This window comes from Streptomyces sp. NBC_00885 (assembly GCF_045207475.1).
In the GTDB taxonomy this organism is placed as follows: domain Bacteria; phylum Actinomycetota; class Actinomycetes; order Streptomycetales; family Streptomycetaceae; genus Streptomyces.
The window spans coordinates 7,578,940-7,603,503 of sequence record NZ_CP108796.1 but is presented as its reverse complement, the minus strand read 5'-3'; the positions used below and the strand labels follow the sequence as shown (position 1 = coordinate 7,603,503).

Here is a 24,564-nt window from a genome sequence, read left to right as displayed (position 1 = left end):
GCCCCGATCCTGATGCGACTGTGGTCGCGTACAGACTAAGGGTCAGCGGTGACAGCCCCGGCGGCTGTTACTCGGCTGTGGCAGTGAGGTCTCCGCGGCGCGGCGCGGCGAATCCGTCCAGATCGGCACGGGTCAGACCGGTGAGCCGGGCCACCTCGGCGGTGTCGAGGGCGCCGCAGTCGATGCCGCGCAGCAGATAGCTGCTCAGCGCCTTGGCGGTGGCGGGCTCGTCCATGACGTCGCCGCCCGCGTGGTTGGCGTAGGCACGAAGGCGTGCCGCGGCCTGCTCGAAGCCCTCGCGGTAGAAGGCGAACACGGCGGCGTAGCGGGTCGGCAGATGGCCGGGGTGCATGTCCCAGCCCTGGTAGTAGGCGCGCGCCAGCGCGCGGCGGGTCAGGCCGTAGTGCAGCCGCCAGGCGTCGTGGACCTTCTCCGTGGTGCCGACCGGCAGGACGTTGGTGGAGCCGTCCGACACACGTACGCCGGTGCCCGCGGCGGCGACCTGCATGACGGCCTTCGCGTGGTCGGCGGCCGGGTGGTCGCTGGCCTGGTAGGCGGCGCTGACGCCGAGGCAGGCGCTGTAGTCGAAGGTGCCGTAGTGCAGTCCGGTGGCCCTGCCCTCGGCGGCGTCGATCATCCGGGCCACGGCCGCGGTCCCGTCGGCAGCGAGGATGGACTGGCTGGTCTCGATCTGGATCTCGAAACCGATGCGACCCGCGTCCAGGCCGCGGGCCTTCTCGAAGGCTTCGAGCAGCCGGACGAACGCGGTCACCTGCTCCGGGTACGTCACCTTGGGCAGCGTGAGCACAAGTCCGTCGGGCAGTCCGCCGGCCTCCGTCAGGCCAGTCAGGAAGATGTCGAGGGTGCGGATGCCGCGCTCGCGTACGGCGGCCTCCATGCACTTCATCCGGATGCCCATGTACGGGGCGGCGGTGCCGTTGCGGTACGCCTCGGTGATCAGCCGGGCGGCGCGGGCGGCGTGCGCGTCCTCCTCGGCGTCGCCGCGGCCGCCGTAGCCGTCCTCGAAGTCGATGCGCAGATCCTCGATGGGCTCGCGCTCCAGCTTGGCCCGTACGCGGTCGTGGACGGGGGCGGCGAGTTCGTCGGAGAGGCCGAGGACGGCGGCGAAGGACGCGGCGTCCGGGGCGTGCTCGTCGAGCGCGGCCAGCGCCTGGTCGCCCCAGGAGCGGATGCTGTCGGCGGCGAAGGCGTCACCGGGGACGTAGACGGTGTGGACGGGCTGGCGCGTGCCGGGGTCTCCCGGGTAGCGGCGGGCGAGCTCCGCGTCCACCGGCGCGAGGGAGGCGCTGATGCCCTCGCTGACCACGCCGGCGAGGCTCGTTGCCACCTTCTCCTGCTGACCCATCCGTACCCTCCTGTTTTCCGCTCCACGGAATCAACAATCCGTATAGCGAAGTTAATAGGCGGTGACGACCTGCGTCAATGGTCGCCCGAATGACGGCGGGGCCGCGCGGTGACCAACACCGCGCGGCCCCGGCCGCTCAAGACTTGCGCAGGTCAGCCCTTGCGGCTGTTGACCTCTTCGGTCAGCTGCGGGACGACCTCGAACAGGTCGCCGACCACGCCGTAGTCGACCAGGTCGAAGATCGGGGCCTCGGCGTCCTTGTTGATGGCCACGATGGTCTTCGAGGTCTGCATACCGGCCCGGTGCTGGATCGCGCCGGAGATGCCGGAGGCGATGTACAGCTGCGGGGAGACCGACTTGCCGGTCTGGCCGACCTGGTTGGAGTGCGGGTACCAGCCGGCGTCCACCGCGGCACGCGAGGCGCCGACGGCGGCACCGAGCGAGTCGGCCAGTGACTCGATGATGTGGAAGTTCTCGGCGCCGTTGACGCCACGGCCGCCGGAGACCACGATCGCGGCCTCGGTCAGCTCGGGGCGGCCGGTCGACTCGCGCGGGGTGCGGGAGACGACCTTGGTGCCGGTGGCCTTCTCGGAGAAGGAGACCGCGAGGGCCTCGACGGTGCCCGCGGCCGGGGCGGCCTCCACGGCGGCCGAGTTCGGCTTGACCGTGATGACCGGAGTGCCCTTGGAGACACGGGACTTGGTGGTGAAGGAGGCGGCGAACGCGGACTGCGTGGCCACCGGGCCCTCGTCGCCGGCCTCGAGGTCGACGGCGTCGGTGATGATGCCGGAGCCGATACGGACCGCGAGGCGGGCCGCGATCTCCTTGCCCTCGGCGGAGGACGGGACGAGCACGGCGGCCGGCGAGACGGCCTCGTACGCGGCCTGCAGCGCGTCCACCTTCGGCACGACGAGGTAGTCGGCGAACTCGGGGGCGTCGGCGGTCAGCACCTTGACCGCGCCGTGCTCGGCGAGGGCGGGGGCGGTGGCCTCGGCGCCGGAGCCGAGCGCGACGGCGACCGGCTCGCCGATGCGGCGGGCCAGGGTCAGCAGCTCCAGGGTGGGCTTGCGGACGGCGCCGTCCACGTGGTCGACGTAGACGAGAACTTCAGCCATGGGATTGCTCTCCTGCGAATGCGAAGTGTCTGGGGGCGGTTGGGGAACTGGCCGAAGCTCAGATGAACTTCTGGCTCGCGAGGAACTCTGCGAGCTGCTTGCCGCCCTCGCCCTCGTCCTTGACGATCGTGCCGGCGGTGCGGGCCGGACGCTCGGCCGCCGAGTCCACCGCGGTCCAGGCGCCCTCGAGGCCGACCTCGTCGGCGTCGATCTCGAGGTCCTCCAGGTCCAGGGACTCCACCGGCTTCTTCTTGGCGGCCATGATGCCCTTGAAGGACGGGTAGCGGGCCTCGCCCGACTGGTCCGTCACGGACACGACGGCCGGCAGGGACGCCTCGAGCTGCTCGCTCGCGGTGTCACCGTCGCGACGGCCCTTGACGACGCCGTCCTCGACCGAGACCTCGGAGAGCAGCGTGACCTGCGGGACGCCCAGCCGCTCGGCGAGGATCGCCGGGAGGACACCCATGGTGCCGTCCGTCGAGGCCATACCGGCGATGACCAGGTCGTAGCCGGTCTTCTCGATCGCCTTGGCGAGCACCAGCGAGGTGCCCATGACGTCGGAGCCGTGCAGGTCGTCGTCCTCGACGTGGACGGCCTTGTCGGCGCCCATGGAAAGCGCCTTGCGCAGGGCGTCCTTGGCGTCCTCGGGACCGACGGTCAGCACGGTGATCTCCGCGTCGTCCGCCTCGTCGGCGATCTGCAGCGCCTGCTCGACCGCGTACTCATCCAGTTCCGACAGCAGGCCGTCGACGTCGTCGCGGTCGACGGTCAGGTCATCGGCGAAGTGCCGGTCGCCGGTGGCGTCGGGCACGTACTTCACACAGACAACGATCCTCAGGCTCACGCCGGCTCTCCTACTGCATCGTCTCTACTGAGCTGCCTTCTGTTGGCAGCATAGGCGCCTTGCACCGCGGATCCCGGTTGGGGCGGGCCGCGCACCGAACGAAATATTACTCGTCAGTACACCCAGCTCTTTCCCCATATGCAAGCGCTTAGTACTGTGACCTTGCCAACGCTGCGTAACCGCTAACTCTCAGTCCCTCAGGGCGTTGAAACGGCCTTGGTGATAGAGCAGCGGACGGCCGGCTCCCGCGGGGTCGCCGACGACGGCCTCGGCGATCACGATGCGATGGTCCCCGGCCGGGACACGGTTGATGATCCGGCACACCAGCCAGGCCAGTACGCCGTCCAGAACGGGCACGCCTTCGGGGCCGGTGCGCCAGGAGGTCGGCGGTGCGAAGCGGTCGGCGCCGCTGCGGGCGAAGGTGGCGGCCAGATCGCGCTGGTGCTCACCGAGTATGTGGACGCCTATGTGCTCGGCCCGGGCGATGACCGGCCAGCTGGAGGACGAGGCCCCCACCCCGAAGGAGATCAACGGGGGCTCGGCGGCTACCGAGTTGAGAGATGTGGCGGTGAATCCGACAGGGTTCTCACCCTGGGCGGTGATCACCGCGACGCCTGCGGCATGCTGCCGGAAGACGGAGCGAAGCAGGTCGGGAGAGGCCAGCTGAGGAGTGCCGAGTTCGGGCGAGGCCGTCATGTTGTCCTTCTGGAGGGATGCGAGCGGGGCGGCGGTGGTTGTTCACACAGCCGGACAGCGCGCGCTCGCGTTCCGGGCGAGGTCCACATGAGCCCGCCGGTGGAGAAGGAGTTCTGAAGGCACTGCGTCAGCGTGACGATGCATGGCGGGTGCAGTCAAGCGCGTTCCACGATGTGCGACACGTGTCACGGGGCGTCACACCGCCTGCCCCAGTGCGGCGATGACATCCGCTCTGCGGGGCTGCCCCGAAGCGCGGGTGACGATACGGCCGTCCGCGTCGAGCACCAGCACGGTCGGCGTCCTCAGAATGCCGAGCTCCCGGACCAGCTCGAGCCGCTCCTCAGCGTCGATCTCGACATGGGTGACTCCGTCGACCATGCCGGTGACTTCGGCGAGGGTGCGCCGGGTGGCCCGGCACGGCTGACAGAAGGCACTGGAGAACTGCACGAGCGTCGCCCGCTCACCGAGCTCGGCACCCAGCTCGTCCGCGCCGAGCCGTCTGCCGGCATCCCGTCCGCGCACCTTCAGCCTCCCGCCGCTGCGTTGCCGCCACACGCCGAACACGCTCGCCGCCGCGAGCGCCACCGCACACACCAAAGATGCGGTCGTCCCAGACTCCAGCATTCACGAGACTGCAAGGATTCCCGCACCGCTCCCGCCGATCGGCTGCGCGATACTGAGACCCGGATGCGCACTCGCCGCCGCGTTCCTCAACGCCGCATTCGGGTACTGCCTGGGGTGTGAGCTGTTTCTGCTGCTGCGCCGCGGGGCGCCTGTCCGGTCATGATGTGACAAGAAGGACGTGAGAAGAATCTCGCCCGCCCAAGGCCTCAGGACTGGTCAGCACGCCGCACATGGGGCACGATCTGCCCAATGCCGAAAACCTACGGCTGCGTAACTTCCGCCGGGAGTACCCTCCCCGGGCACAACAGAAGGGTCTTCTCCAGATGGCAGAGCTCGTCTATCGGCCGGTCATCGGCGCCGCTCGAACCATGTTCAAGGCGCTGGACCTGAAGATCGACACTCAGGGTTCGGAGAACATCCCGCGCTCGGGCGGCGCTGTGCTCGTGAGCAACCACATCAGCTACCTGGACTTCGTCTTCACCGGCCTCGCGGCGCTCCCCCAGAAGCGCCTCGTGCGTTTCATGGCGAAGGAGTCCGTCTTCCGGCACAAGATCTCCGGCCCGCTGATGCGCGGAATGAAGCACATCCCGGTGGACCGCAAGCAGGGCGAGCAGGCCTACGCGCACGCGCTGGCGTCGCTGCGCGCCGGCGAGATCATCGGCGTGTTCCCCGAGGCCACGATCTCGCAGTCGTTCACCCTCAAGTCCTTCAAGTCGGGTGCGGCCCGTCTCGCCCAGGAGGCCGGCGTACCGCTGATCCCGATGGCGCTGTGGGGCACCCAGCGGATCTGGACCAAGGGCCGCCCGCGCAACTTCAAGCGCAGCCACATCCCCGTGACGATCCGGGTGGGCGAGCCGGTGGAGGCTCCCGCCGACCAGTACGCGGGCGCGATCACGCGCCGGCTGCGCGAGCGGGTGCAGGAGCTTCTGGAAGCGGCGCAGCGCGCCTATCCCGTACGCCCCAAGGACGCGAGCGACACCTGGTGGGTGCCCGCGCACCTCGGAGGTACGGCGCCGACGCCCGCCGAGGTCCGCGAGGCGGGTTGAAGCGTTACACCTGGGGCTGGGGCGGGTGGACCGTGATCCGCGCCCCGGGGCTCAGCTTTTCCAGCGACTCGGCGAGTTCGGCGGCTGCGGCCCCGAGCTCGCCGATCGTCATGGGGGCCATGGACTCCAGCAGGAACAGCGCGTTCACGGACTGTTCGGTGAGCCGGGTCCGTACGCCCTGCCGCCAGTTCCAGCGCCGGCAGGTGACGCCCTCGTCGTCGCACCAGACGACCTCGCCCGCCTCCGGATGCTCCACGGTCTCCTCGCCGCCCGCGACGGTGACGAACGGCTCGTCTCCCGTGGCGCGCAGCAGCCTCATCCCGCCCTTGATGTGGTCGGTGTCCTCGCCGCCGACCGGGATGAGATGGGCCACGCTGACCGCGTTGTAGGCGTCGACCAGCAGATTGATCCGCGGCAGGCCGCCGTCCGCGAGCGCGCGCCTGGCGAGCGCCTCGGCGGAGTTGCGGGTGCGCGACGGCTTGGCGCCGAAGGCGGCGTACGCCTCGCGCCAGGCGGCGATGTGCGGGTCCTCGTGCGGGGCGCGCGCGCCGAGCCGCTCCGCGAGCCGGCGGGCGGCGTCGTCGAGGAGCGCCGAACTGTCCGCACTGCTGGGCCCGTTGACCAGACCGCGAGCCTCGACGGCGACGTGGGTGAAGCCGGGCGCGATCGCCCGGACCTCGTCGGAGACGGTGAGCGTGAGCGTCATGGTTCTTCGTGCCTCACAGTTCGGCTGGGTACAGGGTCCGGAGGATGTTCTGGCCGGACGCCGGACCTGAGGGCGTCGAGCACGACCGGATGCGGTACATCATAGAGCACCGAATAGTGCATCTCATTGGACTCGGTCGAGCGTAAGGAAGTGGCCGGCCGGAAGTCAATGACTTTCCGGCCGACCACATAGGTGTGCAGGCTTCGCGCCGGCCCTAGGTCCTGTCCGGTCGATCAGGCCGGATCAGCGAGCGGGGTCTGGCGTGGTGCATCGCAGGCCGGAGGATGGGGGTCCCCCCGCCGAAGGCAGGGGGCGAGCCCACCCGGAGCGTAGGCGACTACGACAACGGTGGGGGTACCTCCCGTGCCCGGAGGGCTACGGGGGAGAGGTGCCGTGCCAGGGCACGCGAGCCCGGCAAGATCGGCAGGACAGGGCCTAGTGCGCCATCTCTTCCTTCAGCGCCTGGACGAAGGAGTCGACATCGTCCTCGGTGGTGTCGAAGGAGCACATCCAGCGGACATCGCCGGCCGCCTCGTCCCAGAAGTAGAAGCGGAAGCGCTTCTGCAGCCGCTCGCTCACATCGTGCGGCAGACGCGCGAAGACGGCGTTGGCCTGGACGGGATGAAGGATCTCCACACCGTCCACGGTGCGTACGCCGTCGGCCAGCCGCTGGGCCATGGCATTGGAGTGCCGGGCGTTGCGCAGCCACAGATCGCGGGCGAGGAGCGCCTCCAACTGCACCGATACGAAGCGCATCTTGGAGGCCAGCTGCATCGACAGCTTCCGCAGATGCTTCATATGGCTCACGGCGTCCGGGTTGAGGACGACCACGGCCTCGCCGAACAGCATGCCGTTCTTGGTACCGCCGTAGGACAGGACGTCGACGCCGACGGCGTTGGTGAAGGCGCGCATCGGCACATCCAGCGACGCGGCCGCGTTGGCTATCCGGGCCCCGTCGAGATGGACCTTCATGCCGTGCCCGTGGGCGTGGTCGACGATCGCCCGGATCTCCTCCACCGTGTAGACCGTGCCCAGTTCGGTGTTCTGGGTGATCGACACGACCTGCGGCATCGCCCGGTGCTCGTCGTCCCAGCCCCACGCCTGCCGGTCGATGAGCTCGGGCGTGAGCTTGCCGTCGGGAGTCGGTACGGTCAGCAGCTTCAGCCCGCCCATCCGCTCCGGCGCGCCGCCCTCGTCGACATTGATGTGCGCCGACTCGGCACAGATCACCGCGCCCCAGCGGTCCGTGAGCGCCTGGAGCGCCGTGACGTTCGCGCCGGTGCCGTTGAAGACCGGGAAGGCCTCGGCCGTCGGGCCGAAGTGGCTGTGCATGACCCGCTGGAGGTGCTCGGTGTACGCGTCCTCGCCGTACGCGACCTGGTGACCGCCGTTGGCGAGCGCGAGCGCAGCAAGGATCTCGGGGTGGGCGCCGGCGTAGTTGTCGCTGGCGAAGCCCCGTACCGCTGGGTCGTGATGGCGTCGGGCGTCGGTCTTCGGCGGTGTCACGGCTTGGGCGTCAGCCACAGGCGCTGTCCATTCGCTTCCCGGGCGGGCCGGTCCCAGACTCCGGCGATGGCCTCGGCCAGTTCAGCCACGTCCGTGAAGCCCGCGAATTTCGCGTTCGGGCGCTCGGCGCGCATGGCGTCGTGCACGAGTGCCTTGACGATCAGGATGACAGCAGCGGCCTTCGGGCCGTCCTCGCCCCCCGCCTTGCGGAAGGCGTCGCCGAGGGCGAGCGTCCAGGCCTCGGCCGCGGCCTTGGAGGCGGCGTAGGCGGCGTTGCCCTCGGTGGGCTTGCTCGCCCCGGACTGGCTGACCAGTACGAAGCGGCCCCTGTCGCTGCGCTGCAGCGGCTCCTGGAAGGCGAGGGAGGTGTGCTGAACCGTACGGATCAGCAGCTTCTCCAGGAAGGTCCAGTCGGCCAGTTCGGTCTCGGCGAAGGTGGCGCTGCCGCGCCAGCCGCCGACGAGATGGACCAGGCCGTCGATGCGGCCGAACTCCTTCTCGGTCTGGTTCACCCAGTCCCGCGTCGCGGCCAGGTCGAGCAGATCGACCGTGTCGCCGGTGACGGTCGCTCCGCCGTGCGCGTACCGGGCGGCGTCGACCGCCTCGGCAAGGCGGGCGGTGTCCGCGTCGGAGGCCACGACGATCGCCCCGGCGTCGGCGAGCTTGAGCAGGGTGGCGCGGCCCGCAGGACCGGCCGCTCCGGCCACCGCGATCACGGCACCGTCCAGCGCCCCGTTGCCGTTCGTGTTCATAGACCTGGCCTCCTGGGTACGAGTGCTCACGCGGCTGCCTGCTCGACGCTCGCCGCGGTGATCCCCTTGGTGGAGGCGATCACGTTCTTCAGCTTCTTGGAGAGCGCCTCATAGAACATGCTGAGCGGAAACTCGTCAGGAAGCACGTCGTCGACAAGTTTGCGCGGCGGCTGCGTCAGATCGAGAGCATCGGGACCCTTGGCCCAGCGGGAGCCGGGGTGCGGCGCGAGGTACGTCGAGACCAGGTCGTACGCGGCGAACCAGTGCACGAGCTTGGGACGGTCGATGCCGTCGCGGTAGAGCTTCTCGATCTCGGCGCAGAGCTCGTTGGTGACCTGCGGGGCGCGGTCCCAGTCGATCTTCAGCTTGTTGTCGGTCCAGCGCACCACTTCGTGCCTGTGGAGGTACGCGAAGAGCAGCTGTCCGCCGAGACCGTCGTAGTTGCGCACCCGGTCGCCGGAGACCGGGAAGCGGAACATCCGGTCGAAGAGCACCGCGTACTGCACGTCGCGGCCGTGCCGGTTGCCCTCGGCCTCCAGCTTCACGGCCTCCTTGAAGGCGGTGAGGTCGCAGCGCAGCTCCTCCAGGCCGTACATCCAGAACGGCTGGCGCTGCTTGATCATGAAGGGGTCGAAGGGCAGGTCGCCATGGCTGTGGGTGCGGTCGTGGACCATGTCCCAGAGCACGAACGCCTGCTCGCAGCGCGACTGGTCGGCGACCATCTCGCTGATGTCCTCGGGAAGTTCGAGACCGAGGATGTTCACGGCCTCCTCGGTGACGGCGCGGAAGCGGGCCGCCTCGCGGTCGCAGAAGATGCCGCCCCAGGCGAAGCGCTCGGGGGCCTCGCGCACGGCGATCGTCTCCGGGAAGAGAACCGCGGAGTTGGTGTCGTAGCCCGCGGTGAAGTCCTCGAAGGTGATGCCGCAGAAGAGGGGGTTGTCGTAGCGGGTGCGCTCGAGCTCGGCGAGCCACTCGGGCCAGACCATGCGCAGCACGACCGCTTCGAAGTTGCGGTCCGGGTTGCCGTTCTGCGTGTACATGGGGAAGAGGACCAGGTGCTGCAGCCCGTCGACACGGGCGGCGGCAGGCTGGAAGGCGAGCAGCGAGTCCAGGAAGTCGGGGACCGTGAAGGAGCTGTCGGCCCACTTGTGCAGATCGGCGACGAGCGCACGGTGGTAGGCGGCATCGTGCGGCACCAGCGGGGACAGCTCTTCCACGGCGTCGATCACGCGGTCGAGCGCGGCTTCCACGGTGACACGGGCGGGGGCGCCCTCGGCGTCGAAGTCGATCGAGCCGTCCTTGGACTGCCAGGGGCGGATCTCCTCGACGGCACTCTTGAGCTTCGGCCAGGCCGGGTGCTCAATCACCGGGGCAGCATTCGGTATGCCCCCCACTGCTGGGTCCTGCACAAGAATTTCCGTCATGTCACTTCCTCCACAGGAGAACCTCGCGTCAAGACACCGTATCCGTGCATGGTTATCCCGTACAAGTGAAGCCTTGGGAAATTATCCTGCCCCGCCACATGATCACCGGAGGTTTTGCGGCCGACGCCCGTCAACCCGGGCATGACGCGCCCACGGGCGAGTGACACGGTTCACGCCACCGCGACGCCGACGGGCCCGCCGGCGTCGCGGTGGGCAGAGCGGAGCACTCCACTCCCCCGCGCGCGAGCGGTCCCATCGCGAAGGCGGGCCATTAGGCTGCGAGCTTGCCGTGCGGCTGCCGGGATGCGCCGCGCGGGAGCCGCAGTCGACGGAAGCGAGAGAATCTTGACTTTCCTCACCATCGGTCATCGCGGGGTCATGGGCGTCGAGCCGGAGAACACCCTGCGCTCCTTCATCCGTGCCGAACAGTCCGGCATGGACGCCATCGAACTGGATCTGCATCTCAGCAAGGACGGCGCGCTCGTCGTCATGCACGACGCGGACGTGGACCGTACGACCGACGGAAACGGGCCGATCGCCGACAAGACCCTCGCCGAGCTGCGGGAGCTCGACGCGGGCGGGGGCGAGCGGGTGCCGGTCTTCGACGAGGTCCTCGACGCCGTACGGGCCCCCCTCCAGGTGGAGATCAAGGACGTGGCCGCCGCCCGGGTGCTCGCGGACGTGATGCTCCGCCGCGATCTCGTCCACCGTGTCGAGGTGTCGTCCTTCCACGACGACGCGATCGCCGAGATCGCGAGCATGGTGCCGGGTGTACGGACCGTGCTGGTCGCCAGCCGCTGGGGCGCCGACATCTCCGACCGCGCGAAGACAGCCGGCGCCGCCGCGCTCGCGCTGAACATCCGCAGACTGACCCTGGAGACCGTCGAGCACGCGCACGCCGAAGGACTTCAGGTCATCGGCTGGGTCGTGAACACCCAGGACCATCTGCGGCTGGTGCGCGCGCTCGAACTCGACGGCGCGACCACCGACTTCCCCGAGATCCGGCGCACCGGCCGCTTCACGGCCTGAAGCCCGCTACGGCAGGTCCTTCACCAGGAGTTCGAAGGCGAGATCGTCCCGCTGCGGGATACCGAAGCGCTCGTCGCCGTACGGGAAGGGGCTCAGCTTTCCCGTACGGCGGTAACCGCGCCGCTCGTACCAGGCGATCAGGTCGTCCCGTACCGAGATCACGATCATGTGCATCTCGCTCACACCCCAGCGCTCGCGCGCGCTGCGCTCCGCCTCGGCGATGATCAGCCGGCCGAGGCCCCCGCCCTGCAGTTCGGGGCGGACGGCGAACATGCCGAAGTAGGCGGCCTCACCGCGGTGTTCGAGCTGGCAGCAGGCGATCAGCTCACCGTCGCGCTCCACGACGAGCAGGGTGCTGCCGGAGGCGGTGATGACCCCGCGGACGCCTTCCGGGTCGGTGCGCTGGCCGTCGAGGTAGTCAGCCTCGGTGGTCCAGCCGGTCCGGCTCGTGTCACCTCGGTAAGCGGACTCGATCAGCGGGACGAGCGCCGGCACATCGGCCTCGACCGCGTCACGGTAGGTGAGCTCGCCGGAGTCCCGGAGTGGTGCGGTGTCCATGAGGTGGGCTCCCGTCTCGACTGTCTACAGGTGTCCCGAGACTAACCCGCGCCTCCCGATCCAGGCCCTGTCCGGCCGATCTTGCCGGGCTCGCCGACCGGAAGGACCTAGGGTTCGGCCATGGTTCATGTGCTCAGCAGCCGGATCCTTCTGCGCCCCGCCGACCCCGAGCGGTCCAGGCGTTTCTACGGGCAGACGCTCGGCCTGCCGGTCTACCGCGAGTTCGGCACCGGCCCCGAGCGGGGCACGGTCTACTTCCTCGGCGGCGGTTTTCTGGAGGTGTCGGGGCGCTCGGCGGACGTGCCGTCGCCGACCGTGCGGTTGTGGCTCCAGGTCGAGGACGCGGCCGCCGTGCACACCGAGCTCTCCGGGCTCGGCGTCGAGGTGCTGCGGCCGCCGGTGCGTGAACCGTGGGGGCTGATCGAGATGTGGATCGCCGACCCGGACGGGCACCGCATCGCGATCGTCGAGATTCCCGCCGATCATCCGCTGCGCCATCGCCCCTGACGGCCGCGTGCGCCCGCTCGCACCACCGTCCGTGCTCCCTGCGCACCCCTGTGCGCTCGCGTAGGCCTCTCGGGAGCCGGGCATCGACCCCTTGACGCAGTCTGAGGGGGAGGTACGCCGTGCACGGACCCGCGGTGTCCGGCTGGCTGCTCGTGACCTTGTGCGGGGCGACCGGCGCGTACTGCCTGGTGCGCATGCGCAGTTGCTCCGGTCAGGCGCGCGAGGCGGCAGGCGGCGAGGCCTTGATGGGGCTCGGGATGGCCGCGATGGCGGTGCCTGCTGCCGTGTTCGCGCTGCCCCGGTGGGTGTGGGTGATGTACGCGACGGTGTTCGGCGCCGCCGCACTGCGCGCCCTCTTACCCGCCCGGCTCAGCACTCACCATCTGCACCATCTCGTCGGCTCACTCGCGATGGTCTACATGGCGGTGGCCATGCCGTCGGGCGCCGTGGCCCACGCCGGGCATCAGGCCGCCGGAATCCCGCTGCTCACCGGCGGACTGCTGGCGTACTACACCGTCTACGTCCTGCGCTCGGGCGCCCGGCTGGCGCCCCTGGCAGCCCCCGCGGGCGGCGCGGCGGCCGTCTCCTGGGGAGAGCGTCCCGAACTGGCGCCGGCCTGCAGGCTCGCGATGGGCCTCGCCATGCTGGCGATGCTGCTCACGCTCTGAGTCTCGCCGCTGTGAGTCTCCGCGGGCACACGGCACCGAAACCGTGTCGTACGTCACTTGGGACCCGCGGCCATACCCGCAAGTAGTCCCGCGCTCATAGGCTGACAGCATGTTGGTCTCCCTCGTGCTGCTGGGTCTCGGCGCACTGGCCGCCGTCGTGGCCCCGCGACTCGTGTCGCGCGCCGACTGGCCGGAGCGGGAGCCCGTGGTGGCACTGTGGGTCTGGCAGTGCGTGGTGGCGGCCGTTCTTCTGTGCTTCGCCCTTTCCATGACCTTCAGCGCGGCAGCGGCCTGGCAGCTCGTACGCGGCCCGGTCTTCGCGTCCGCGCCGCACCGCGTGATGGAGGCGTACGCCCTCGGCGCGGGCGAACCGTACTCCGCCGTCCTCGCCGTGGTCCTGGCCGCCTGCGGGCTGTGGACCGGCGCGATGCTCACCCGGGAGATCTACCGGTCCCATGTCCGTCGCAAGCGGCGGCGCACGGAACTGCTCGTGCGCTCCCCCCTGATGCCGGGCGAGGAGCCGGGCAGCGAACCGCTCGTCGTCCTGGAGGGCGAGCGGCCCGACGCCTGGTGGCTGCCGGGAGCCGCGCCCCAACTGGTCATCACCACGGCCGCGTTGCGCCGGCTGAAGGGCCGCCGGCTCGATGCCGTACTGGCGCACGAGCAGGGGCACGCGCGAGCCAGGCACGACTGGCTGCTGCACTGTTCCGCCGCGCTCGCATACGGCTTTCCGCAGATCCCGGTGTTCGCGGCGTTCCGCGACGAGATGCACCGCCTGGTCGAGCTGGCCGCCGACGATGTCGCCTCCCGGCGCTTCGGCCGGCTGACGACCGCGCTGGCACTGGTCGAACTCAACGAGGACCGCGGGGTGTTCGGGCCCTGCCCCACCCCGGACGCCCAGCTGCCGCAGCGGGTGAACCGGCTGCTCACGCCGGTGCCGCGACTGACCGCGGGCCGACGGCTGCGGCTGACGGCGGCCGCCGCGCTGGTTCCGGTGGTTCCCCTGCTGGTCGCATTCGTGCCGGGACTGCGCGCGCTGGGATAGCCGTATGCGGCCGTCGGCGGCGAAGATCTCCCCCATGCACCTCCCGCGCCCAGCACACCCCACTCCGCCGGCGCCCGTCCCGTTCTCGTCAGCCGCCCGTGCGGCCGCGGTGCTCGGCGCCCTCGCGGCGCTGCTGCTGACCCTGGTCGCGATCTCGTGGGCGCCGCTCATCTCCTTGGACCGGACGACCGCGTACGCACTGCACCGCTCGGCGGTGGCCGAGCCGGGGCTGACCCGGTTCAACCGGGTGCTCACGGACTGGGTGTGGGACCCGTGGACGATGCGCGCGCTGCTCGCCGTCGCGGTCCTGTGGCTGCTGTGGCGCAGACAGTGGCTGCTCGCCGCCTGGATCGCGCTGACGAGCGCGGTGGGCACCCAAGTCCAGCAGGGGCTCAAGGCCGCCGTCGGCCGCGAGCGGCCGCGATGGTCCGATCCGGTCGACACGGCGCACTACGCGGCCTTCCCCTCCGGCCATGCGATGACGGCCGTGGTCAGCTGCGGGCTGCTGCTGTGGCTGCTCAGGCGGTACGGGGGCCGGAGCATGCTGTGGAAGGTGAGTGTGATCGCCGCGGCCGTGTCCGTCGCAGGGGTGGGTTTCACGCGGCTCTACCTCGGCGTGCACTGGGCCTCCGACGTACTCGGTGGCTGGCTGCTCGGCGCCTGCTGGGTGGCCCTTGCCATCGCGGCGTACGAGCGTGTGGTCTTGTCCCGGGAACGCTGATCCCGGAAGGATCGCGGTCATGGCGATCAAGGGTGTGCTCTTCGACTTCTCCGGAACCCTCTTTTGCGTCGAGTCGGTGCGGGACTGGCTGGAGGCGGTCCTGGAAGAACGCGGCAGCCCTCTGTCCGAGGCCGAACTGGCCGGGTACGCCGAGCAGTTGGCAGGGGCCGGGGCGCTGCCGGGCGGTTCGTACCCGCAGCGGATGCCCTCCCACCTCGCCGAGCTGTGGGCGACCCGCGACGAGAGCGCGGAGCGGCACCGTGCCGCCTACACCGGGCTCGCCCGCCAGGTGGAGCTGCCCGACCCGGGGCTGTACGACGCGCTCTACGAACGTCATATGACGCCCGCCGCCTGGCGCGCCTACCCCGACGCGGCCGAGGTGCTGCGCACGCTGCGGGAGCGGGGCGTGGGCATCGCGGTGGTCAGCAACATCGGCTGGGACCCGCGGCCCGTCTTCCGTGCCCATGGCCTCGACCGGTGGGTGGACGCGTATGTGCTGTCGTACGAGCACGGAGTGCAGAAGCCGGACATACGGCTCTTCAGCGCGGCATGCGAGGCACTGGGCCAGGATCCGGCCGATGCCCTGATGGTCGGTGACGACCGGCGCGCGGACGGCGGGGCCGCGGATCTGGGATGCGCTGTCCACTTCGTGGACCATCTTCCGGTCGAGTACCGGCCGGCGGGCCTGCGCCCGGTACTCGGACTCGTCGAGTGAAAGGGGCATGGACCACGAAAGGCGACAAAACTGCCCACAGGGGCACGCCGCAGACACGTCAAAGCCACCCAAACCGGACGATCCCCCGCGTCGCCCGGTTCGGGCAGCACCCCCGCCGACCAGGCCCTGAAGGCCTCCCAGCGGGACACGTTGAGTATACTGGCTCCGAGCCAGTCAACGCAGGAGTTAAGCATGTCCCCGCGGAGCGCATCGGTCAATGAAGAGCTTCGTCGGCGTTCCCGGGAGCGGCTGCTCCAGGCAACCGTGGAGCTGGTCGGAGAGCGGGGTTACGAAGCCACGACGCTCGGCGACATCGCCGACAGAGCGGGCTCGGCGCGCGGCCTGGTCTCGTACTACTTCCCGGGCAAACGACAGCTCCTGCAGTCGGCCGTGCATCGCCTGATGCATCTCACCCTCGATACGGCACTGGAGCGCGAACCCCCCACCGACGACGGACGGGAGCGGCTGGCGCGGGCGATCGACGCGATTCTCGGGCTGGCGGTCGACCATCCCGTACTGATGCGTACCCACATGTCGGGGGTGCTGCAGGCCGACGGGTTCAGGCAGTGCCCCGAGCAGCAGCGTCTGGCGGCGCTGCTGCGCGGCACAGTGGAGCGCTACGGCTCGCAGAACATCGACGCCGACTATCCGCTGCTGCGGGCGCTGCTGATGGGGGCGGTCTTCGCGATCCTGCTGCCCGGCGTGCCGATGCCGCCCGCGCGGCTGCGCGCGGAGCTGTTCCAGCGCTACGGGCTGGAGTGGGAACTCGGCGTTCCGCCGGACGACGAGCCGCCCGGCGGAACACTCGATGTCACCGTTCTTGAGCCGCTGGCTCAGTCGCGGTCGAAGTCGTCGAAGTAGTCGGGCTGGGTCTGGACATTGAGCTCGTCCATCCGCACCCGCTTCGCCGGATCCGTCCGCCGGTCGTCGAGCTTCAGCACGTCGAAGCCCTTGGCGATGTCGTTCGAGTAGATGTAGCCGTTGTAGTAGTACGCCGACCAGGAGCCGCCGGTCATCATCGTGTCCGCGCTGAGCGGGCCACGCTCGAAGTAGGCGATCTCCCTGGGCTTGCTGGAGTTGGTGAAGTCCCAGACGGAGACGCCACCCTGGTACCAGGCCTGGACCATGATGTCGCGGCCCTTGACCGGGATCAGCGAACCGTTGTGGGCGACACAGTTCTCGGTGTCCGCCTGGTGCCGGGGGATCTTGTAGTAGCTGCGGAAGACGAGCTTGCGGTGCTTGCCCCTGCCGACGATGTCGTAGATGCCGTCGGCGCCGCGGTTGGGACCGATCGCGGCGTTGCAGGTGGCCGCGCCGCCGCCGCCGAGCTCGTCGGTGAAGATGACCTTGTTGGCCTTCTGGTTGAAGGTCGCCGAGTGCCAGAACGCGAAGTTCACGTTGTCCTGCACCTGGTCGATGACCTTCGGGTGCTCGGGATCCTCGATGTCGAACAGGATGCCGTCACCCATGCAGGCGCCGGCGGCCAGGTCCTTGGAGGGCAGCACCGTGATGTCGTGGCAGCCGGTGGTCTTGGAAACGCCGGGGTTGGTGGGCGAGCCGGGGTTTCCGCCGCCGTCGGGGCCCTCACCCGGGAAGAGCACCGGGAAGTTGACGACGGCCGCCTTCTCGGGGGCCTTGCGCGGCACCTTGATGACGGAGATTCCGTCGTGCGGCGGCAGGCAGTCCGGGAAGGTGGCGTTCGGTGAGTACGAGGCCACGTAGATGTAGACGTTGCGGCGCTTCGGCACCAGGGTGTGCGTGTGGGAGCCGCACGCGGTCTCGACGGCCGCGACGTACTTCGGGTTGCGCTTGTCGCTGATGTCGAAGATCTTCATGCCCTCCCAGGACGACTTCTCCGTCGCGGGCTGCGAGGTGCTGCTGCAGGAGTTGTCGCTGCGCGAGGAGTCCGTGGAGAGGAAGAGCAGGTCGCCGGAGACGGTGACGTCGTTCTGCGATCCCGGGCACAGAACCTGCGCGACCGTGGTGGGGGCCTTGGGGTTACTGATGTCGAAGATCCGGAAGCCGTCGTAGTTGCCCGCGTAGGCGTACTTGCCCTGGAAGGCCAGGTCCGAGTTGGTGCCCTTGAGGGCGTCCTTGGGGATGTTGACGAGGTGTTCGATGTTGTCGCTGTGGACGACCGCGTCCACAGGGGGTATCTCGCCGCTCCGAATGGCCGACTTGGTGGCGGCGGCCTGTTCCGACGAGATCGCTGCCTGGGCGGGGGTGTCCCCAGGGTCCGGCGTGGCGGCCGCGGGTCCGGCCGTCAGCAGGGTGGCGAGGAGCCCGGCCGCGGCTGCCGCCACGCCCAGCCGTCTGCGCCGCACTCGGGTGGTATGCAACAGGGTCACTGCGGTGTCCTCCCTTGTATCCGTTCGCAGTTGAACAGTTCACGGACCCCGGCAGTATCTTCCCTTCCATGTACATCTCAATAGATGGCAACAGAGACTTCATGAGAGTTTTTGATCAACCACGTGCGGAAGAGTGCTAAGACCGTCCCCGAACACCCCAAGTGCCACAGGAGGTCACCGTGTTGAACCGTCACAGGACCGCGCGTGCCCGCAGACCCGTCGCCGCTGCCGCGGTCGCTGTCGCCGTACTCGCCCTGGGCGCCTGCGAGTCGGACTCCGACGCGCCGGCCAGGGCCGAGGGAAAAACCGGGCCGTCAGTGGTGGCGCCCGGCAAGCCGGGCGAACCGGCCAGGACACTCTCCGCCGAAGAGGCCGCGAAGGCCGTCCCCGACGACTCCCCCAACTCGGCGGACTTCTCCTACGCGCAGATGATGATCACGCACCACGGCCAGGCACTGCAGATGACCGCCCTGGCACCGGAGCGGGCGGGATCCACACAGGTCAAACGGCTGGCGGAGCGCATAGCGGCCGCGCAGAAGCCGGAGATGGCCGCGATGGCGGGCTGGCTGAAAACCAACGGAGGGGACAAGGACAAGGGGGGAGCGGGCGGCCACGACCACTCTCACGCGGCGATGCCGGGGATGGCCACCGCCGCCCAACTCGCCCAGCTGCGCGCCGCGAAGGGCACCGCCTTCGACGAACTCTTCCTGACGCTGATGATCACTCACCACCAGGGCGCACTCACCATGGCCACCGAGGTCCTCTCGGACGGCAACAACGTCCTGATCGAGGAGATGGCCAACGATGTGATCGCCCAGCAGACCAGTGAGATCAACCGGATGCGCTCGATGTGACGCACAGCGCGAGGGGCAGAGGCTCAGCGGGTCCGGCGGCGGTTGTGGCGGGGCGCGAGATAGCCCTCGTCCCGGGCACCCGCGATGAGCCGGAGCGATTTGCGGCGGCTGCGCCCGGTCACGGCCATCACCGCGAGCACGGGGTCGCGCCCGTCCAGCTGCGCGGCCCGGTAGGCGTCGGCCGCGAGTCGCCGGCCTGCACTGCCGCGCACCACGACGGGCCGGCGACGGCGGGCCGGGGAGCCGCGCGAGGGCGCCGCCTCGACCGGCGGTTCGGGCAGCCGCTCGGTGACCCCGCAGGCGTCTTCGAGGGGCTCCTCGATCCGGTCGGCGAGCACCGCAAGGCTCTCCAGGGGCAGCGGCGGGTCGGCCCGCAGGTCCTCGATGGCGATCCGCCCGTCGTCGACGACGGCGAGTACGTCGATGTGGGCGCCGTCGGCGAAGGCCAGCCGGACGTTGAACCACGGCGGCCGGATCGCGTGGCCGCCTGGCTCCGAGGTGACCCTCCCGGCGCCCTGCAGCTCCCAGGCGGGCGGGTACGGCAGCACCTCATTCAGGCCATACTGATCATTACTGGTAAGAAACGTAGTTTCTTGCACAATTAACACGTAACCAGCCAAATAGTCTGCATCCCCCGCGGCACGCACGCCGCACCGCACCAAGGCACCCCGTCAGCTCATCTCCCCAGCCCCGCACCCCGGTGCGATGCTGGAGTCCCCTGCGGGAAGGAGCGCAGCTGTGCTTCGCGTCGCCGTTGTCGGATCGGGACCCAGCGGGGTCTACGCCGCGCAGGATCTCGTCCAGCAGAGCCGGGTGCCCGATGTGCGGGTCCACGTGCTCGACCGGCTCCCCTGCCCCTACGGACTCGTGCGCTACGGGGTCGCGCCCGACCACGAGAAGATCAAGTCGCTGCAGAACAATCTCCGCACCGTGCTGGAGGACGAGCGGATCGACTTCATCGGCAATGTGGAGGTCGGGGCGCACGGGCTCGGGCCTCAGCAGCTCCTGGAGCTCTATCACGCGGTCGTGTACTGCGTAGGGGCCGCCAGGGACCGCAGGCTCGGCATTCCCGGCGAGGATCTGCCGGGCAGCCACTCGGCCACCGACTTCGTCTCCTGGTACAGCGCGCACCCCGACGCGGCGAGCAACGGCTTCGCGCTCGCGGCCCGTTCGGCCGTCGTGATCGGCGTCGGTAATGTCGCCGTGGACGTGGCCCGCATCCTGGCGCGGGGCGCGGACGAGCTGCGCCCCACCGACGTTCCGCAGGCGGCGCTCGGAGCGCTCGCGCTCAGCCAGGTGCGCGAGGTGCACATGGTGGGCAGGCGCGGACCCTCGCAGGCGAAGTTCACCACCAAGGAGCTGCGGGAACTGGGCACGCTGCCCTCGGCGGACGTGCTGGTCGAGCCCGATGACCTGGCCCTTGATCCGGCGTACGAGGACGCCTCGGCCGCGGCCGCGCTGCCCGCGGTCAACCGGCGCAACCTCGATGTCGTACGCGGCTGGGCCGTAGAGCCCTCCCCGGGCCGGGAGCGGCACATCCATCTGCGGTTCTTCCTGCGCCCGGTGGAACTGCTGGAGCGGATGGGGCGGGTCGGCGGCGTACGGTTCGAGCGCACTGTTCCGGACGGTGACGGGGGCGTGCGGGGCACCGGGGCGTACGAGGAGATCGAGGCGCAATTGGTGCTGCGGGCGGTCGGCTACCGCGGGGTGCCGCTGCCCGGCCTGCCCTTCGACGAGCGTCACGGCACAGTGCCGCATGCGGCGGGCCGGGTGCTGCGGGACGGGGTTGCTTCGCCCGGCGAGTACGTGGCGGGCTGGATCAAGCGGGGGCCCACCGGGGTGATCGGCACGAACAGGCCGTGCGCCAAGGAGACGGTGAACTCACTGCTCGACGACGCGGCGGCGCTGGCGCTGCGCCCGGTCGCGGCGGATCCGCTCGCCGTGCTGCGGGAGTCCGGGCACCGTCCCGTCCAGTGGCCGGGCTGGCTGGCGATCGAGGTGGCCGAGGCGGCGCTGGGGCGGACGCTGGGCCGGCGGTCCGTCAAGATCCCTGACTGGTCGGGGCTGTTGACGGCGGCGGACGTCCGGGGCGGGTGACGCGACGGGGGCGGCCCTCGGCCGCATGTCCTCGGCCGCCCGGTCCTCGCGCCGCAACCCGTTCGCCCTGGCCGTGCCCCGAAGGCAGTGCCGCGCGGACGCCAAGCGGTGGCGGGTGGCAGGATCACCGCGGACCGAAAGGAGCTGCCTCATGTCCCGGCGCGGAGCTGAGCTCGACGAACTCGACCGTAAGATCATCGCGGCGCTGATGGCGGATGCGCGCGCGAGCCTGCGGGAGATCGGTGTGTCCATCGGCCTCTCGGCGCCCGCCGTGAAACGCCGTGTCGACCGGCTGCGGGAGCAAGAGGTGATCGCCGGTTTCACCACCGTGGTGAAACCCTCGGCGCTGGGCTGGCACACCGAGGCGTACGTGGAGGTGTTCTGCGACGATGCCGCTCCGCCGCGAAGGCTGGCGGAGGTGGTCCGCAATCACCCCGAGATCCAGTCGGCGGTGACGGTGACGGGCCGGGCGGACGCGATCCTGCACATCAGGGCGCTGGATGTGGCCCACTTCGAGGACGTCCTGGAACGCATCCGGTCGGAGTCCTTCGTGAAGGCCACCAACAGCTTCATCGTGCTCAATCATCTGCTGCCGAGCAGCCCCGAGGCCGGATCCGGACGCATCTCGCCGGAGATGACGTAACAAGTAGTCGCTCCCGGCCCCGGAAACGCAACATAGTTGCGAGTGCACGCAACTCATTCGTCTTGTTGCTGTGCGTCACCTCTCTCTAGCGTGGTGAGCATCCCCCGTCCGAGGAAAGGAAGCCGAGGATGCCGCCCACCCGAACTGCGGAGCAGCGCCGGTACCTTGTCTGCCCTCCGGAGCACTTCGACGTCCGGTACGCCATCAACCCCTGGATGACTTCACTGGAGCCGGTCGACATCCCGCTGGCCCATAAGCAGTGGGACTCGCTCGTATCCCTGTATCGCGAGCTGGGGCACACCGTCGAGACGGTGGAGCCGGTCGCGGATCTTCCCGACATGGTGTTCGCGGCCAATTCGGCGCTCGTTCTGGACGGCCGGGCATTCGGCGCGAAATTCCACGCACCGCAGCGGCAGCCGGAGGCCGGCCACTACCTGACCTGGTTCGAAGGTGCCGGTTTCGAGACGCTCGTTCCGTCCCACACCTGCGAAGGGGAAGGTGACTTCACCCCGGTGGGCGGGTTCATTCTCGCGGGTACGGGCTTTCGTACCCTCCCCGCGGCTCACCACGAGGCGCAGGAATTCTTCGGCACGCCGACCGTGAGCCTGCATCTGGTGGATCCGCATTTCTACCATCTGGACACGGCACTCTTCGCGCTCGACGACAGCAACATCGCCTACTATCCCGGCGCTTTCTCGAACGGCAGCCGTCAGGTCCTCAACAAGCTCTTCCCCGACGCCGTCATAGCCACCCGCCAGGACGCCCTGGCCTTTGGGCTCAACTCCATATCGGACGGCCGCCATGTGGTGATGGCGCAGGACGCCACGGGGCTGATGGAGAGCGTCGCGGCGCACGGTTACGAGCCCATTCCCGTGGATCTCTCGGAGTTCCGCAAGGCGGGCGGCGGGGCGAAGTGCTGCACGCAGGAGCTCCGCGGGTAGCGGTAGCTCCCCCTTGAGACGGGGGGCCAGGCAGCACGCCATGGGGCAGAGCGTTCCGGCACATCGCCGGAACGCTCTGCCCCTCGCCCGTTCCGTGGCCGCGCATGCGGGCGTGCGTATGAGCCGCTGGGTGACTGTCGGCCTGCGTGCCGCCTCTGCTCTCGGCGCTGCTGCTGGCATTCGGCACGATGATCACGTACCCCTTCGAGCACGGAACTGCCCCGGCTCGCGCTTCTTGTCCTCGGGCTCGGCTGCGCGGCCGCGGCGCTTGCGCGGGCGGCTGAACCGCTCCGGCAGGCTCACCCGCGCGGCACCGATGAGTTCCGGACCCAAGGAGCGTCTCCACTGAGGACGTCCGTACCAAGGAGGTACATCGTGTTGCTCGAGAACAGGAACGCCGTCGTCTACGGAGGGGGCGGCGCGATCGGCGGGGCGGTCGCCCGCGCCTTCGCCCGCGAGGGAGCGCGGGTCCATCTCGCCGGGCGCACCCGCAAGGGCCTGGAGGAGGTGGCCGAGTCCATCCGCTCCGCCGGAGGCCGGGCCGACACGGATCAGGTCGATGCCCTCGACGAGGCGGCGGTGGACCGGTTCACGGACGCGGTGGTCGAGCGGGCCGGGAGCCTCGATGTCTCCTTCAGCCTCATCTCGTTCGCGGAGGTCCAGGGGATCGCGCTCACCGAGATCTCCCTCGCGGACTTCGAGCGTCCTGTGCACAACGCCGTACGCGCGATGTTCCTGACCGCACGGTCCGCGGCTCGGCACATGATCCTGCAGAAGTCCGGCGTGATCCTGGCGTTCGGCGGCTACGGCGACCCGCCCCGCGCGCACAAGATGGGCGGGTTCCAGGTGGCGTTCGGAGCCATGGAGTCGCTTCGGCGGAATCTCGCCGTCGAACTGGGGCCGCACGGCATCCGCGTCCTCACGCTCCAGACGGGCGGCGTACCCGAGACGATCCCCGAGGGCTTGGACTACCGCGATGCCATCACCGATGAGATCGCCGGGCAGACGATGCTGGGGCGTGCGGCCTCGCTGGAGGACGTGGGCAATGCGGCGGTCTTCGCCGCCTCGGACATGGCCCGCTCGATGACCGCTACGGCTCTCAACATCACCGGCGGCTCGGTCGTCGACTGAAACCCCTGCTCACCCCATCCCCACCGGGCTGACCTGCGCAAAGCCCCGTCCACGAGCCACTGTCAGTGGACAGGTGCAGACTGGCCCGTATCCGCGACAGAGTCGTCCTGGAGGCAGTAGGCCATGACCGATGTACTTCTGACCGTAGGCACCCGAAAAGGACTCTTCATCGGCCGCAGGCGCGGCGGCACATGGGAGTTCGACGGCCCGCACTTCAACGCTCAGGCCGTGTACTCGATCGGGATCGACACCCGCCGTTCCGTGCCCCGGCTGCTGGTCGGGGGCGACAGCGCGCACTGGGGCCCCTCGGTGTTCCACTCCGACGACCTCGGCGCGACATGGATCGAGCCGCCGAAACCGGCCGTGAAATTCCCCAAGGACACGGAAGCCTCGCTGGAGCGGGTCTGGCAGCTGCATCCGGCCGGTCCATCCGCTCCGGATGTGGTGTACGCGGGGACGGAGCCCGCCGCGCTGTTCCGCTCGGACGACGGCGGCGAGACCTTCGAGCTCGTACGGCCGCTGTGGGAGCACCCGACCCGCTCCAAGTGGGTGCCGGGCGGCGGCGGTGAGGCGGTGCACACGGTGGTGACCGACCGCAGGGATCCGGAGTCGGTGACCGTCGCCGTGTCGACGGCCGGGGTGTTCCGCTCCAAGGACGGCGGCGCGAGCTGGGCGCCGTCCAATCAGGGGGTGTCGGCGGTCTTTCTGCCCGACCCCGACCCGGAGTTCGGCCAGTGCGTCCACAAGATCGCGCAGGACGCGGGCGATCTGGACCGGCTGTATCTGCAGAACCACTGGGGCGTCTACCGAAGCGACGACGGGGGCGCCAAGTGGAACGACATCGGTGAGGGCCTGCCGTCCGACTTCGGATTCGCGGTGGCCGCCCATCCGCACCGCCCCGGCACGGCCTATGTCTTCCCGATCACGGCCGACGCGGACCGCGTGCCCGCCGGGCGCCGCTGCCGCGTCTACCGTACGAGCGACGCGGGCAGCAGCTGGGAGGCGCTGTCGGCCGGGCTGCCCGAGGGCGACCATTTCGGCACCGTGCTGCGCGACGCCCTGTGCACCGACGACGCGGATCCGGCCGGGGTGTACTTCGGCAATCGCAACGGCGAGGTGTACGCCAGCGCGGACGACGGTGACAGCTGGCAGCTGCTCGCCTCCCATCTGCCGGATGTGCTCTGTGTACGGGCGGTGGCCATGGCGTGAGACGGGCATCGCCGCACCA

Annotated in this window: 27 protein-coding genes and 1 pseudogene; 15 read left to right on the top strand and 13 right to left on the bottom strand. The window is 69.8% G+C overall.

Annotated elements, in window-relative coordinates; translation table 11 throughout:
* Positions 1-67 precede the first annotated feature (67 nt).
* From OHA61_RS34735 to OHA61_RS34715, 5 genes are all read right to left on the bottom strand, one after another.
* Complete coding sequence (locus OHA61_RS34735) at positions 68-1,366, bottom strand: DUF6986 family protein (protein ID WP_406306349.1); 1,299 nt, start codon at positions 1,364-1,366, stop codon at positions 68-70.
* Positions 1,367-1,518: 152 nt separating this feature from the next.
* Positions 1,519-2,481, bottom strand: a complete 963-nt coding sequence (locus OHA61_RS34730; protein WP_324989200.1) for an electron transfer flavoprotein subunit alpha/FixB family protein — start codon at positions 2,479-2,481, stop codon at positions 1,519-1,521.
* A gap of 58 nt (positions 2,482-2,539) precedes the next feature.
* Positions 2,540-3,325 (bottom strand): electron transfer flavoprotein subunit beta/FixA family protein, encoded by a 786-nt coding sequence (locus tag OHA61_RS34725; RefSeq protein WP_307664943.1) that lies wholly within the window; start codon positions 3,323-3,325, stop codon positions 2,540-2,542.
* Positions 3,326-3,514: 189 nt separating this feature from the next.
* Positions 3,515-4,021 (bottom strand): flavin reductase family protein, encoded by a 507-nt coding sequence (locus tag OHA61_RS34720; protein ID WP_406306348.1) that lies wholly within the window; start codon positions 4,019-4,021, stop codon positions 3,515-3,517.
* A 195-nt stretch (positions 4,022-4,216) separates the two neighbouring features.
* Positions 4,217-4,645, bottom strand: coding sequence for a TlpA family protein disulfide reductase (locus tag OHA61_RS34715; protein ID WP_406306347.1), 429 nt, complete (start codon positions 4,643-4,645; stop codon positions 4,217-4,219).
* Positions 4,646-4,706: 61 nt separating this feature from the next.
* Between OHA61_RS34715 and OHA61_RS34710 the strand changes: the two are divergent.
* Positions 4,707-4,808: pseudogene (locus OHA61_RS34710) on the top strand (DUF4395 family protein); the annotation flags it as partial.
* Between the two features lie 160 nt (positions 4,809-4,968).
* On the top strand, positions 4,969-5,691 hold the full coding sequence (locus OHA61_RS34705; RefSeq protein ID WP_324989194.1) for a lysophospholipid acyltransferase family protein: 723 nt from the start codon (positions 4,969-4,971) through the stop codon (positions 5,689-5,691).
* A 4-nt stretch (positions 5,692-5,695) separates the two neighbouring features.
* Here OHA61_RS34705 and OHA61_RS34700 read toward each other — a convergent pair whose 3' ends face one another.
* The 4 genes from OHA61_RS34700 to OHA61_RS34685 form a co-directional block, all read right to left on the bottom strand.
* Positions 5,696-6,397 carry a B3/4 domain-containing protein gene (locus tag OHA61_RS34700; RefSeq protein WP_266488086.1) on the bottom strand — a complete coding sequence of 234 codons (702 nt, stop codon included), beginning with the start codon at positions 6,395-6,397 and terminating at the stop codon, positions 5,696-5,698.
* 435 nt (positions 6,398-6,832) lie between these two features.
* Positions 6,833-7,903 (bottom strand): threonine aldolase family protein, encoded by a 1,071-nt coding sequence (locus OHA61_RS34695; protein WP_406307581.1) that lies wholly within the window; start codon positions 7,901-7,903, stop codon positions 6,833-6,835.
* Positions 7,900-8,655 (bottom strand): SDR family NAD(P)-dependent oxidoreductase, encoded by a 756-nt coding sequence (locus OHA61_RS34690; RefSeq protein WP_266488089.1) that lies wholly within the window; start codon positions 8,653-8,655, stop codon positions 7,900-7,902. The genes OHA61_RS34695 and OHA61_RS34690 overlap by 4 nt, the downstream gene beginning before the upstream one ends.
* A 26-nt stretch (positions 8,656-8,681) precedes the next feature.
* Complete coding sequence (locus tag OHA61_RS34685; protein WP_406306346.1) at positions 8,682-10,079, bottom strand: DUF6421 family protein; 1,398 nt, start codon at positions 10,077-10,079, stop codon at positions 8,682-8,684.
* Positions 10,080-10,424: 345 nt separating this feature from the next.
* Between OHA61_RS34685 and OHA61_RS34680 the strand changes: the two genes are divergently transcribed.
* The gene (locus OHA61_RS34680; protein WP_406306345.1) at positions 10,425-11,108 is read left to right on the top strand and encodes a glycerophosphodiester phosphodiesterase; all 684 of its coding nucleotides are present in this window, start codon (positions 10,425-10,427) and stop codon (positions 11,106-11,108) included.
* A 6-nt stretch (positions 11,109-11,114) separates the two neighbouring features.
* Here the strand turns inward: OHA61_RS34680 and OHA61_RS34675 are convergent, their stop codons facing one another.
* Positions 11,115-11,666, bottom strand: coding sequence for a GNAT family N-acetyltransferase (locus OHA61_RS34675; protein ID WP_406306344.1), 552 nt, complete (start codon positions 11,664-11,666; stop codon positions 11,115-11,117).
* Between the two features lie 120 nt (positions 11,667-11,786).
* Here OHA61_RS34675 and OHA61_RS34670 point away from each other — a divergent pair, with 120 nt between their 5' ends.
* The 6 genes from OHA61_RS34670 (at position 11,787) to OHA61_RS34645 (ending at position 16,183) form a co-directional block, all read left to right on the top strand.
* Positions 11,787-12,173 carry a VOC family protein gene (locus OHA61_RS34670; RefSeq protein WP_406306343.1) on the top strand — a complete coding sequence of 129 codons (387 nt, stop codon included), beginning with the start codon at positions 11,787-11,789 and terminating at the stop codon, positions 12,171-12,173.
* A gap of 119 nt (positions 12,174-12,292) precedes the next feature.
* Positions 12,293-12,841, top strand: coding sequence for a DUF5134 domain-containing protein (locus OHA61_RS34665; RefSeq protein ID WP_406306342.1), 549 nt, complete (start codon positions 12,293-12,295; stop codon positions 12,839-12,841).
* Positions 12,842-12,950: 109 nt separating this feature from the next.
* The gene (locus tag OHA61_RS34660; RefSeq protein ID WP_361906397.1) at positions 12,951-13,886 is read left to right on the top strand and encodes a M56 family metallopeptidase; all 936 of its coding nucleotides are present in this window, start codon (positions 12,951-12,953) and stop codon (positions 13,884-13,886) included.
* A 34-nt stretch (positions 13,887-13,920) separates the two neighbouring features.
* The gene (locus OHA61_RS34655; protein ID WP_406306341.1) at positions 13,921-14,607 is read left to right on the top strand and encodes a phosphatase PAP2 family protein; all 687 of its coding nucleotides are present in this window, start codon (positions 13,921-13,923) and stop codon (positions 14,605-14,607) included.
* Positions 14,608-14,626: 19 nt separating this feature from the next.
* Positions 14,627-15,322 carry an HAD family hydrolase gene (locus OHA61_RS34650; protein ID WP_406306340.1) on the top strand — a complete coding sequence of 232 codons (696 nt, stop codon included), beginning with the start codon at positions 14,627-14,629 and terminating at the stop codon, positions 15,320-15,322.
* Between the two features lie 192 nt (positions 15,323-15,514).
* A complete protein-coding gene (locus tag OHA61_RS34645) occupies positions 15,515-16,183 on the top strand; it encodes a TetR/AcrR family transcriptional regulator (protein ID WP_406306339.1) in 669 nt (222 codons plus the stop codon).
* On the opposite strand, the gene OHA61_RS34640 is transcribed toward OHA61_RS34645, so the two are convergent.
* Complete coding sequence (locus OHA61_RS34640) at positions 16,156-17,670, bottom strand: hypothetical protein (RefSeq protein ID WP_361906389.1); 1,515 nt, start codon at positions 17,668-17,670, stop codon at positions 16,156-16,158. The two genes, OHA61_RS34645 and OHA61_RS34640, sit on opposite strands and share 28 nt — an antisense overlap.
* A gap of 179 nt (positions 17,671-17,849) precedes the next feature.
* Between OHA61_RS34640 and OHA61_RS34635 the strand changes: the two genes are divergently transcribed.
* Positions 17,850-18,524, top strand: a complete 675-nt coding sequence (locus tag OHA61_RS34635; RefSeq protein WP_406306338.1) for a DUF305 domain-containing protein — start codon at positions 17,850-17,852, stop codon at positions 18,522-18,524.
* A gap of 23 nt (positions 18,525-18,547) precedes the next feature.
* On the opposite strand, the gene OHA61_RS34630 is transcribed toward OHA61_RS34635, so the two are convergent.
* Positions 18,548-19,069: a DUF6214 family protein gene (locus OHA61_RS34630; RefSeq protein WP_406307580.1), complete on the bottom strand. Its 522-nt coding sequence runs from the start codon at positions 19,067-19,069 to the stop codon at positions 18,548-18,550.
* Between the two features lie 193 nt (positions 19,070-19,262).
* Here OHA61_RS34630 and OHA61_RS34625 point away from each other — a divergent pair, with 193 nt between their 5' ends.
* The 3 genes from OHA61_RS34625 to ddaH all read left to right on the top strand — a co-directional run bounded on the left by OHA61_RS34625 (position 19,263) and on the right by ddaH (position 22,205).
* Positions 19,263-20,621, top strand: a complete 1,359-nt coding sequence (locus OHA61_RS34625; protein ID WP_406306337.1) for an FAD-dependent oxidoreductase — start codon at positions 19,263-19,265, stop codon at positions 20,619-20,621.
* A gap of 151 nt (positions 20,622-20,772) precedes the next feature.
* Positions 20,773-21,264 carry an Lrp/AsnC family transcriptional regulator gene (locus OHA61_RS34620; RefSeq protein WP_324979545.1) on the top strand — a complete coding sequence of 164 codons (492 nt, stop codon included), beginning with the start codon at positions 20,773-20,775 and terminating at the stop codon, positions 21,262-21,264.
* A gap of 128 nt (positions 21,265-21,392) precedes the next feature.
* A complete protein-coding gene (gene ddaH, locus OHA61_RS34615; RefSeq protein WP_406306336.1) occupies positions 21,393-22,205 on the top strand; it encodes a dimethylargininase in 813 nt (270 codons plus the stop codon).
* 192 nt (positions 22,206-22,397) lie between these two features.
* On the opposite strand, the gene OHA61_RS34610 is transcribed toward ddaH, so the two are convergent.
* Positions 22,398-22,538: a hypothetical protein gene (locus OHA61_RS34610; RefSeq protein ID WP_406306334.1), complete on the bottom strand. Its 141-nt coding sequence runs from the start codon at positions 22,536-22,538 to the stop codon at positions 22,398-22,400.
* Between the two features lie 42 nt (positions 22,539-22,580).
* Between OHA61_RS34610 and OHA61_RS34605 the strand changes: the two genes are divergently transcribed.
* Positions 22,581-23,336, top strand: coding sequence for an SDR family NAD(P)-dependent oxidoreductase (locus OHA61_RS34605; RefSeq protein WP_406306333.1), 756 nt, complete (start codon positions 22,581-22,583; stop codon positions 23,334-23,336).
* Between the two features lie 123 nt (positions 23,337-23,459).
* The gene (locus OHA61_RS34600; RefSeq protein ID WP_406306332.1) at positions 23,460-24,545 is read left to right on the top strand and encodes a WD40/YVTN/BNR-like repeat-containing protein; all 1,086 of its coding nucleotides are present in this window, start codon (positions 23,460-23,462) and stop codon (positions 24,543-24,545) included.
* The last annotated feature ends 19 nt before the right edge of the window (positions 24,546-24,564 follow it).